The 10,164-nt window shown below is 61.6% G+C and carries 9 protein-coding genes and 2 pseudogenes; 2 read left to right on the top strand and 9 right to left on the bottom strand.

The genetic code is table 11. The annotated features are described in order from the left end of the window. Positions 1-143, top strand: a pseudogene (locus ACT6VE_RS32030) (IS5/IS1182 family transposase); the annotation flags it as partial. Between the two features lie 127 nt (positions 144-270). Beyond that, positions 271-543: pseudogene (locus ACT6VE_RS32025) on the top strand (integrase core domain-containing protein); the annotation flags it as partial. A 273-nt stretch (positions 544-816) separates the two neighbouring features. Here the strand turns inward: ACT6VE_RS32025 and ACT6VE_RS32020 are convergent. From ACT6VE_RS32020 to ACT6VE_RS31980, 9 genes are all read right to left on the bottom strand, one after another. Next, complete coding sequence (locus ACT6VE_RS32020) at positions 817-1,830, bottom strand: zinc-binding dehydrogenase (RefSeq protein ID WP_444802281.1); 1,014 nt, start codon at positions 1,828-1,830, stop codon at positions 817-819. A gap of 11 nt (positions 1,831-1,841) precedes the next feature. Beyond that, positions 1,842-2,915 (bottom strand): ABC transporter ATP-binding protein, encoded by a 1,074-nt coding sequence (locus ACT6VE_RS32015; RefSeq protein ID WP_444802280.1) that lies wholly within the window; start codon positions 2,913-2,915, stop codon positions 1,842-1,844. 10 nt (positions 2,916-2,925) lie between these two features. After that, entirely contained in the window at positions 2,926-3,750 is an 825-nt protein-coding gene (locus ACT6VE_RS32010) for a carbohydrate ABC transporter permease (protein WP_444802279.1), read from the bottom strand. A gap of 4 nt (positions 3,751-3,754) precedes the next feature. After that, positions 3,755-4,645, bottom strand: a complete 891-nt coding sequence (locus tag ACT6VE_RS32005; protein ID WP_444802278.1) for a carbohydrate ABC transporter permease — start codon at positions 4,643-4,645, stop codon at positions 3,755-3,757. A gap of 65 nt (positions 4,646-4,710) precedes the next feature. Next, positions 4,711-6,111 carry an ABC transporter substrate-binding protein gene (locus ACT6VE_RS32000; protein ID WP_444802277.1) on the bottom strand — a complete coding sequence of 467 codons (1,401 nt, stop codon included), beginning with the start codon at positions 6,109-6,111 and terminating at the stop codon, positions 4,711-4,713. A gap of 96 nt (positions 6,112-6,207) precedes the next feature. Next, on the bottom strand, positions 6,208-6,720 hold the full coding sequence (locus tag ACT6VE_RS31995; protein WP_444802276.1) for a VOC family protein: 513 nt from the start codon (positions 6,718-6,720) through the stop codon (positions 6,208-6,210). Between the two features lie 25 nt (positions 6,721-6,745). Next, complete coding sequence (locus ACT6VE_RS31990) at positions 6,746-8,377, bottom strand: GMC family oxidoreductase (RefSeq protein ID WP_444802275.1); 1,632 nt, start codon at positions 8,375-8,377, stop codon at positions 6,746-6,748. A gap of 92 nt (positions 8,378-8,469) precedes the next feature. Beyond that, the gene (locus tag ACT6VE_RS31985) at positions 8,470-9,477 is read right to left on the bottom strand and encodes a LacI family DNA-binding transcriptional regulator (RefSeq protein ID WP_444802274.1); all 1,008 of its coding nucleotides are present in this window, start codon (positions 9,475-9,477) and stop codon (positions 8,470-8,472) included. 24 nt (positions 9,478-9,501) lie between these two features. Next, entirely contained in the window at positions 9,502-10,155 is a 654-nt protein-coding gene (locus ACT6VE_RS31980) for a TetR/AcrR family transcriptional regulator (protein ID WP_444802273.1), read from the bottom strand. Positions 10,156-10,164: the final 9 nt, after the last annotated feature.

The raw sequence follows: 10,164 nt of genomic DNA, 5'->3' as shown, positions 1-10,164 counted from the left end.
GTCGATACACGCGCCGCAGCCGCATCGAGATCATGTTCGGTCGCCTCAAGGATTGGCGCCGCGTCTCCACCCGGTACCACCGATGTCCGACTGTCTTCTTCTCCGCCCTCGCTCTGGCCCCAACCGTCATCTTCTGGCTGTGATCAACGAGTCCTGACCCTAGAGAAATTCTGACTGGCCATGGCCGCCTCGAGCGGTGCGCGCTTGCAGCGAAAAGCTGCGCGCACCGCTGTCTCGGCTGCCTCCGCTCATCTTTTCCGTAGGTGCTACGGCCCGGAATATGTCAGCGGCAAGCTGATGGAATGGGCTGCGACCCAAGGCATTGCCTTGAGTCACATCCAACCCGGCAACCCAAAGCAAAATGCTTACGTCGAGCGCTATAATCGTATCGTCCGGCATGAATGGCTCGACCAATACATCATCGAAAGCATAGAGGAGGCACAGGAATTCGCCACAGGGTGGCTTTGGACCTACAACAACGAACGACCAAACATGGGCATCAGCGGAATCACACCCGCACAAAAACTGAAAATGGCTGCGTGAATTCTACGATCGAGCCCCGTTAAAAAACGGCGGGATTACCTTTTCAGGTCCTCTATCTGAACGTATCCGACGCCCGGCGCGGTATATGCTACAAGATATTTCAAGGCAAAATTCGATACAGCCATTACGAAGTGGGAGATGGGTACCCCCGATTTGACAATTTGACATGCGCGTATCCGCGGGAATGGAGATCGCTGTGAAAGGCAAAATTGCGTTGTTGCTCCGCGCAATTGAACGGTATCTGCGACGAAGCCGTCGCGCGCCTCCCTTCGATCAGTTGCCGGTTGTGTTGCTCAGGCGCGACCAGTCCACCACAATAAACGGTTCGGCAATCTGGCGTGCCATGACGTCTGCGTAGAGCTTTGTCGGATTTTCAGGCGTCGCGCGGTGAAGCAGACCATCGAGCGGGATTCGATCTTCGGCGAGCCATTCGATGGCACGGGCAAAGCCGCTGAAAATCGAGTGCGGCGCGTTGTTGTAGCCTTCGAGCAGCTCTTCCCACAGGAAGCTGCGGCCGTGCATGGGAAGCTCCCATTCCCAGCCCGAGCGGAGCGTGACGTGGTTGAAGAATACGGCGTTGAGCACGTCATGGGCCGTCAGATCGGTGTACTTCCGCCAGGGAACGCCGACGAGAACGACTTCACCCATGCGGCGGACGATGCGGCAGCCATCCAGCACGGCACCCTCATGGCCGGAGCAATCGACGACCAGTGCGACTTTGCCCTGGAGATCGGGATCATCGAGCGGCATGGCCGCGCGCGTATCCGTGATGCCGCTTTGGGCAAGCTGATCCCGTCTGAGGGCGTCGGGGTCGACCACCGTAACGCGATAGCCGCCGATCCGGAACAGATGCGCCGCCAGGAAGCCGACGGGGCCGGCGCCGGATATGACGACGCGATCACCCGGGCGTGCCTTGGTCGTCATCAGCGTGGTCATCGACACGCCCATCAGCCGCGCGATCACTGCCGTTTCGGGCGCCATGCCGCCCGGCAACGGCAGGGTGTTTTCGGCCGCGTGCGTCTGGCTCGATCGATGGTAGCCCATCGCAAAGCGCCGTTCGCCACGCTTCACGTCTGTGACGTCTTCGCCGATCTCTTCGACCTCGAAAACGGCGGCATAGCCCGGCCGTATCGGAAAGGTATCGCCGTTGGCCCAGCCGATTTCGGTGCCCTGGCTGATCAGCGTGCAGAGCGTTCGGCCCCGGATCTCGCCGCGTTGCAGCGGCTGATCCTCATAGGCCTGAAGCTGGAAGGTCTGGCGGGCGGGAATGATGATTTCCATAGGCATGAGCGGGTCTTTCAGGAGAGGAGCGTATCGCCGCTCGCCGCATCGAAGAGATGCAGCGCGGCCGTATTGAAGGTGACATGGACCGACGCGTCATTCGCCGGCCGGTTTGCCGCAGGAACCTGGGCAATCAGTTCGTGCGGGCCGACGCGGAGGTCGAGGAGGGCGTCGTCGCCAAGATATTCGGTTACTTCGACCGTCGCACGCAGCGTGCCCGGTACATCCGCTTTCGTCAGTGTGACGTCCGACGGCCGTATGCCGATCAGCAGGGCCTGTCCCTCACTCGCCCGGCCGGTGAAGCGGTCGGGCAAGGGAAGCGTGAAGGCCTCGGCTTGAAGCTTTCCGCCCATAAGGCGTGCGGGAACGAGGTTCATGGCGGGACTGCCGATGAAGGTCGCGACGAAGGTGTTGGCGGGCCGGGTATAGACATCCTCGGGGCTGCCCACCTGCTCGACATGACCGTCGCGCATGATGACAATCTTGTCGGCCAGCGTCATGGCCTCCACCTGGTCGTGCGTGACGTAGAGGACGGTAGCGCCGAGCCGCTTGTGCAGCTTGCCGATCTCCCAGCGCACCTGCGTGCGCAATTTGGCGTCGAGGTTCGACAGCGGTTCGTCGAACAGGAAGACATCCGGCGTGCGTACCATCGCCCGGCCCATCGCCACGCGCTGGCGCTGGCCACCCGACAAAGCCGATGGTTTGCGTGCCAAAAGAGCGTCGAGGCCGAGAATGGCGGCGGTCTCGCGGACGCGGCGATCGACTTCGCCGGGAGCGAGCTTCAATGGGCGCATGGCGAACTCCATGTTCTGCCGCACGGTCATGTGCGGATAGAGCGCGTAGTTCTGGAACACCATCGCGATGCCGCGATCCTTGGGCGCGACATCGTTGACCACCCGCCCGCCGATCGAAAGCTTCCCACCGGAGACGTCTTCCAGCCCGGCGACCATGCGGAGCGTCGTGGTCTTGCCGCAGCCCGACGGGCCGAGGAGCACGACGAATTCGCCCTTCTCGATAGTGAGGTCGATGCCGTGGACCACTTCGAATGCGCCGTAGCGCTTGACCACTTTTTCCAGTGCAATGGACGACATGCGTCTCTCCTTACTTGACTGAGCCCATCGTCAGGCCACGGACCAGCCAACGCTGGCAGGTCAGCACGAAGACGACGCCGGGAATGAGGATGATAAAGGATCCCGCCATGATGCGGCCCCACTGGACGGCATCCGACGACCAGAAGGACATGACGGCGACGGTGGCGGTCTGCGCCTTGGAACCCGTCAGCATCAGGGCGAAGAGGAATTCGTTCCACGAGAAGATGAAGCAGAACACCGCCGAGACCGCGAGGCCGGGCGCCGCGAGCGGCAACGTCACCCGCCAGAAGATTTCTAGGATGCCATAGCCATCGACCATTGCCGCCTCTTCGAGGGCGGTGGGTACTTCATCGAAGAAGCCCTTCATCAGCCAGACGACCAACGGGATGTTGGCGGTGGAATAGACGATGATCAGCGCGAGCGGCGTATCGAGCAGGCCGACGGTCTTGAAGATGATGTAGTAGGGCACGACCACCGTGATCGGCGGAAACATGCGCAGCGACAGGATCCAGAAGGCGACGTCGTTCATGCGCCTGTGCCGGATGCGGCTGATCGCATAGGCGGCAAGCGAGCCGAACACGAGGCTGATCGCCGTGGAGCCGAGGGCGACGATCAGGCTGTTGCCGATGAACTTCAGGAACGGGCGCTCCGTGAAAAGCACGTGATAGTGCTCCCATGTCGGCGTGAAGAAGAAGGCCGGCGGCTTCTGGAACATGATCGGCGCGGGTTTCACCGAGGAGGATGCAACGAGATAGATCGGCGTCAGGAAGACGATCAGCACCACCGCGAGCAGCAGATAGATGAAGATCGCCTGACGGGTCGAAAGCTTGTTCATAGGACTACTCCACCGCTGCGCGGTCGCGGTTCAGCGACTTGAAGAAGAAGGTGACGAGGACCGTGATGATGGCGAGCGAGACGAAGGAGGCGGCTGCCCCCATGCCCATGCGCCAGAAGGTGAAGGATTCCCGGTAGATGAACATGGAGAGCACCTCCGTGGAATCGCCAGGTCCTCCCTTCGTCAGCACGAAGATGATGTCGTAGATCTTGAAGGCATCGATCGCGCGCAGGAACATCAGGCTGATCAGGACAGGCTTCAGCTGCGGCAGCGTCACGCGCCAGAATATGTCCCACCGTGAGTTGCCGTCGATCATGGCCGCCTCATAGGGCTCGGGCGATAGCGAATGCAGTGCGGCGGCCGTGCCCATCATGATGAAGGGCGTCCATTGCCAGATGTCGGCGATGGCGATCGCCCACAGCGCCCATTTGGTCGTGGTGATCCAGCCGACCGCCGGAATGCCGACAAGGCTGAGGAAATAGTTGAGGTAGCCGAGTTCCGGAAAATAGAGGAACAGCCAGACCAGGCCCACGATGACCGGCGAGATCATCATCGGTATCAGGAGAAGCGTGCGCGCGACGCCCATGCCGGGCAGGCGCTGCGTGACGAGAAGCGCGATGCCAACACCGAGCACCAGCTGTATGGAGAGCGTCATCACCATCAGCTTCAGTGTCGTGATCAAGGCATGCAGGAAGGTGCCCGATGACAGGATCTCGGCATAGTTTGCCCAGCCGACGAAGATGCGCGGGATGAAGGGTTTTGCGAGGTCGTAGTTTCGAAACGACAACCAGCCGGCATAGAGCATCGGGTAGATCGTCGTGAGAAACAGAACGGCGATGACGGGCAGCAGGAAAACAAGGAAGATGCGCCTGTTGCGCGTTGCTTGATAGGCCATGTCGGAGCTCCGGCGTTGGGGAGCGCCGCCCCTGGGAGGCAGGGGCGGCGCGGCGAACGTGCGCGTCAGTCCGCAAGGACCTTTGCAGGCACGTCGTCGATCCAGCGCAGGCGCATATCCAGCGGGAACATCTTCAGGCGTGAGTTGACTGCGTTGCAGGCCGTGGTCAGGGCTTCTTCAGCGGTCGCGGTATCTCCGGCCATGAACTTGTTCAGCTCGACGCCGAAGGTCTCTTCGACATCCTGATAGAACGGATGGAAAATGCGGCGCTTGGCGTTCACCTGGCTGTCGAGCAGAACCTTGTAATAGGGGTACTTCTGCTGCAGTTCCGGATCGGCGAGGATCGCCTTGCGGAACTGGCTGACGCCGTTGCCTTCGGTGGCGAAGCGCCGCATCAGGTCTTCACTCGTCGACCACTTGATGAAGGCCCAGGCGGCTTCCTTTTCCTTGTCCGGGACCTTGGCGTTGATTGCGAAGGAGAGTGCACCGGTATAGGTCGGTTCCGGCTTGCCGCCGTCCGTCGGGTTGGCCGCAAAGCCGGCCTTGCCGATTTCCGCAAGCTTGGCTTCGGCGGGGTTGGTGAGGCGCACCGACCGAACCGACCAGTAGGCGGCCTGCGCGGCCTCGCCCCGCTCCATGTAGCCGGACTGGATATCCCACATCAGGCCGAGATAGTCCGGCGGGTTGAAGGGGATCAGCGATTTCATGTATTCGGCCGCCTTGATATGCGGTTCGCCCGTCATGGCGCAAAGGCCGGTCGCCGGATCCCAATAGTCGCCGCCGAACGAGCGCATGAACGGGAAGTAGTCATGTGTGATGGCGCCCTGCACGCGGCTGTAGGACTGGCTGGCACCGTAGAGGTCGTTTTCGAGCGGCTTGCCGCCCGCGTTCGTGCCTTTCTTGCGGGTGAAGAATTCTGCGATGTCGTGATATTGGTCCCAGGTCGTCGGGGCCGCGAGATCATAGCCGTATTTCGCCTTGAACGCCGCCTGCTCCTCGGCGTTTTCGAACAGGTCGGCGCGATACTGGTTGAGCCAGGTCATGCCGGAGGCCGGGAAGGCGAGAAGCTGGCCCTGCCAGGTGTTTTCCTGCAACTGGATGGGGATGATATCGTCGAGCTTGATCTCCGCGGCGTCGCGCTTGGCGAGGTCCGTAAGATCGACGAGGGCGCCGGCTTCGCCGAGCATGCCGACCCAGGGGCTATCGACCCAGAGCAACTGGTAGGAGGGCGAGCCGGAGCTCGCCTCGATGATGATCTTGTCCACCAGTCCCGGATAGGGGAGCATGTCGATTTGCACCTTCGCGCCGGTGAGCGCCTCGAATTCCCCGACGATCGGGGCAAGGCGCGTGACCGACGTGTCGCCGATGCCGAGCATTTTCAGCTCGACACCTTCGAACGGTTTTTCCGCCATGGCGGAACCTGCAGTCGCCATGCAAAGCGCTGTCGCATATGCCAAAATTCGCATTTTTCCCATTTTCTCCTCCTCTGAGATCCCGCTATTGAAACGTTTCAGCATCTGATGAAACGCCATGCGGTACGGGGCCGCATGCTGCGATATCGATTAATTGTGGGGCGACCACTGTGCGGGACCGCCCGCCCGTTCTGCAGCCAAAGGTCCATCCATGCTGACGATCTCGAGGAACTGGCCCCAAGGCGCTTTCAGGTAGCACCAGGTCAGACCTTCCATGGGGCCGCCATCGACATAGGTCGGGCCGTCGAGCACCTCGACGCCTTCCGCGCGAAGTCGGTCAGCGGCCGCATTGCAGTCATCCACCTGAAAGGCGAGGTGATAGCCGCCAGGCTGGCTGTTGCGCTTGAGGGGTGCCGCCGGATCGGCGTCGCCGGAATATTTGAAGATTTCGAGATTGCTGCCGTTGCCGATGCGAAGCACCCTGATGTCCTCGATGCGCGTATTGCCCGGCACGCCGAGGCGGCGGCGCATATACGCATCATCGACATCCACAAGGCCGGTGGACAGGCATTCGACCGCGCCGAACAGCTTCGTGAAAAACGCGACGGCTTCGTCGAGATCGGGCACCGTGAAGCCCACATGCTGCATTCCATAGACTTTCATGAAGTCCTCCCATTGTTCAGAAAAATCAGGCCAGTTCCCGCTCGCGGTCGCGCTCCTCCGAAAGGTCCGTTGCGGGCAGGGGTGGCAGGCCGCGAATGAGATCGCTCGCCTTTTCCCCGATCATGATCGTCGGGGCATTGGTGTTCGACGAGTTGATGCGCGGCATGATCGAGGCGTCGCAGATCCTGAGACCAGCAATGCCCCGCACATGCAGTTCGGGGTCGACCACCGCCAATTCGTCCGTACCCATGCGGCAGGTGCCGACGGGGTGATGATCGGTCTTGGCCATGCGGCAGGCATAGTCGAACAGCGTTTCGCGGTCCGTCACGCTGTTGCCCGGCAACACTTCGTGGCGCAGATAGGGGCGCAGTGCCGGCTGGCGCAAAATCTCGCGCGCCATCTCCACGCCGCGCAGCGACATTTCGCGATCATAGGGATCGGACCAGTAGTTCGGATCGATCAAGGGCGCTGCGACAGGGTCGGAAGAGGCAAGGCGCACGGTGCCGCGCGATCTGGGGCGCATGAGGGCGGAGTTGAGGGTAATGCCCCAGCCATTGATCGTCGCGATGCCTTTTTCGATGCCGGAACCCTGCCCGAGATGGAACTGCATATCCGGCCAGGCGGCATCGGGGTCTGCATACCAGAAGCCGCCCGTCTCGAAGAGGGAAGAGGCCACCGGCCCGGATTTCAAGGCGAGATATTGCAGGCCGGCGGCGATCATCCGGTCCGGCCGCAGCACGCCGTCATAGGAATGCGGACCGGTACATTCGGCGAGCACACAGATATCGATATGGTCCTGCAGATTCTCGCCAACGCCCGGCAGGTCATGCAGGACCTCGACGCCGACAGCGCGAAGATGCTCGGCAGGCCCGATGCCAGACAGCATCAGGAGGCGGGGAGTGCCGATGGCGCCTGACGTCAGGATGACCTCGCGGCGGGCATGACGGACGGTTCCGTCCATCATCTCCACGCCGATTGCCCGGCCTCCGGCAACGAGAATGCGCCGCACCTGTGCTCCGGTCTCGACCGTCAGGTTCTTGCGTGGCTCGGCTTCACGAAGATAGGTTCCGGCCACGGAGGAGCGGCGGACATCCCGCTGTGTCAACTGGTAGAAGCCAACGCCGGCCTGTTGACGCCCGTTGAAATCGGGATTGTAGGGCATGCCCCATTGCTGTCCGGCGCGGACGAAGGCCTCGCAGATCGGCAGCGTTGCGCGCGGCATCGAGACGCCGAGCGGTCCCTCCGTGCCGTGGAAGGGTTCGGAAAACCGCTCGTTTCCTTCGGCGCGCCTGAAGTAGGGCAGGATGTCGCGATAGGCCCAGCCGGGGCAATCACACTCATCGGCCCAGGCGTCATAGTCTCGGCGGTTGCCGCGGGTGTAGATCTGCGCATTGATGCTCGATCCGCCGCCGATCACCTTTGCCTGGGTAAACCAGAGCACGCGATCTTGCAGGTGCCTTTGCGGCACGGTGGACCAGCCCCAACTGGCGATGCCCTTGGTCATCTTGGCGAAGCCGGCCGGCCAATGGAATAGCACGGACCGATCGCGCCCGCCGGCCTCCAGCAGGAGGACCGACGCACCAGCATCCTCCGTCAGCCGTGCGGCAATCACGCAACCGGCCGAACCGCCACCGACGATAATGTAATCGGTCTCCATCGTGCGCCTTTAGTATGTAACTAGTCCGTTACTTGAAACGATTAACCAAACACCGCCTTTAGTCAAGGGGAAAGCGCAGGCGAATGTGAAATTCAGGTGGAGATGACCGATGCGCGGCGTACGAGCGCCGGCTCAAGTGTACGGCGTGGAGCCGGGCCGTCATTCGGCGAGGCTTTTCGGAGGGCGAACTCCGCCGAGGTCCGGCCGATGAGGGCCGGCTGGATATCGACCGTGGTCAGCTCCGGGTAGAGGATCCGACCCTGCGGGATATTGTCGAAGGCGACGATGGAAATGTCGCGTCCGACCGTCATGCCGAGCTTGCGGGACGCCCGATAGGCGCCCGAGGCCTGATCGTCATTGAAACAGATCACCGCATTCGGCAGCGTGCCTTGTGATGCCAGGGAGAGCATCTTCTCCTCGGCAAAGTCGGGATGCATAAGGCCCGGCATCATCCGGCAGGCCGCCTCCGGCAGGCCACCTTCTGCAAGCGCCCGGCGGATGCCGGCGCAGCGGCCGTCCCAGGTGGTGGTATGCGGGTAGCCGCCGATGAAGACCATCGAGCGATGGCCGGCCGCCAGCAGACACTCGGCTGCGAGGTAGCCGGACTTTTCATCGTCAACGCCGACGAATGCGACCCGGCTGCCGACAACATCGCGGACGCAGACGACAAGTGGAAGGCCATGTGCGAGAACGGGTGCAAGATCGTCTGCCGTGCTGCCATGAACGGGGGAGAGAATAACACTGCCGACGCCCTGTGCGACCATGGACGCCAGAAGCTGCTCTTGCCGGACGAGGTCGTTCTGGGCGGTCGCCAAAAGCGTCAGGCCGCCGGACTCGTAGACCGTCGCTTCCAGCGAAGCGACGAGCTCGCTGAAGAACGGATTGACGATGTTGTTGAGTATGACGCCGACGAGATTGGACTTGCCGGTACGCAGGCGCGCCGCCGAAGCGTCGCGGATGAAGCCGAGTTCGTCGGCGATCCCAAGCACGCGCTTGCGCGTTTCCGCGGAAGGCCGTCCGGTTCCCGACAACACATGCGAGGCCGTTGCGACCGATACACCGGCAGCCGCCGCGACTTCCTTGATTCCCTTTCGCTTCATGGCGTGTTTTGCCGACAGGTCATGTCAAACGGTGACGAGCCGCGTGATCGTTTCGATGTTGAACTGGATGCGCTGCTCCAGTGCGTCCTTGGCCATCAGATCGCGCTCGTAAATGATCGTACCCGTAAAACGGTTCGTCAGGTAGTAGTAGCCGACGGCGGCAATTGTGATGTTGAGCTGCACGGGATCGACGTCCTTGCGGAACACACCGGCCTTCACGCCGCGCTCGAGGATGCTCGAAACCATGTTGACGAGCTTGCGGCTCGAAACCTTGATGATCTCCGATTTCTTGAGATGTTTGGCGCGGTGCAGGTTCTCGCTGTTGACGAGTGTCAGGAATTCCGGGTTCTTCAGATAATATTCCCAGGTGAATCGCACCAGTTTTTCGAGCGCAGCCGTCGGGTCGAGATCTTCCAGATGCAGCTTCTGCTCGGCGCTGCGGATGTCGAGATAGGCGTCTTCCAGAACGGTCTGGAACAGCCCTTCCTTGCTCTCGAAATAGTGGTAGATCATGCGCTTGTTGGCCTTGGCCTTCTCGGCAATATCATCCACCCGCGCGCCGCCTAAACCATTCTTCGCAAATTCTTTTTTAGCAGCGTCGAGGATGCGCGCCTTGGTGGCTTCGGCGTCGCGGATGCGGGGCTTGCGCACCGGTTTTTCTGTCTGTTCGCCGGTCATGTTTTGAAC

The sequence above is a fragment of the Shinella sp. genome, from assembly GCF_052438155.1.
Classification (GTDB): Bacteria; Pseudomonadota; Alphaproteobacteria; order Rhizobiales; family Rhizobiaceae; genus Shinella.
This window is presented reverse-complemented; position numbering and strand designations above follow the sequence as displayed.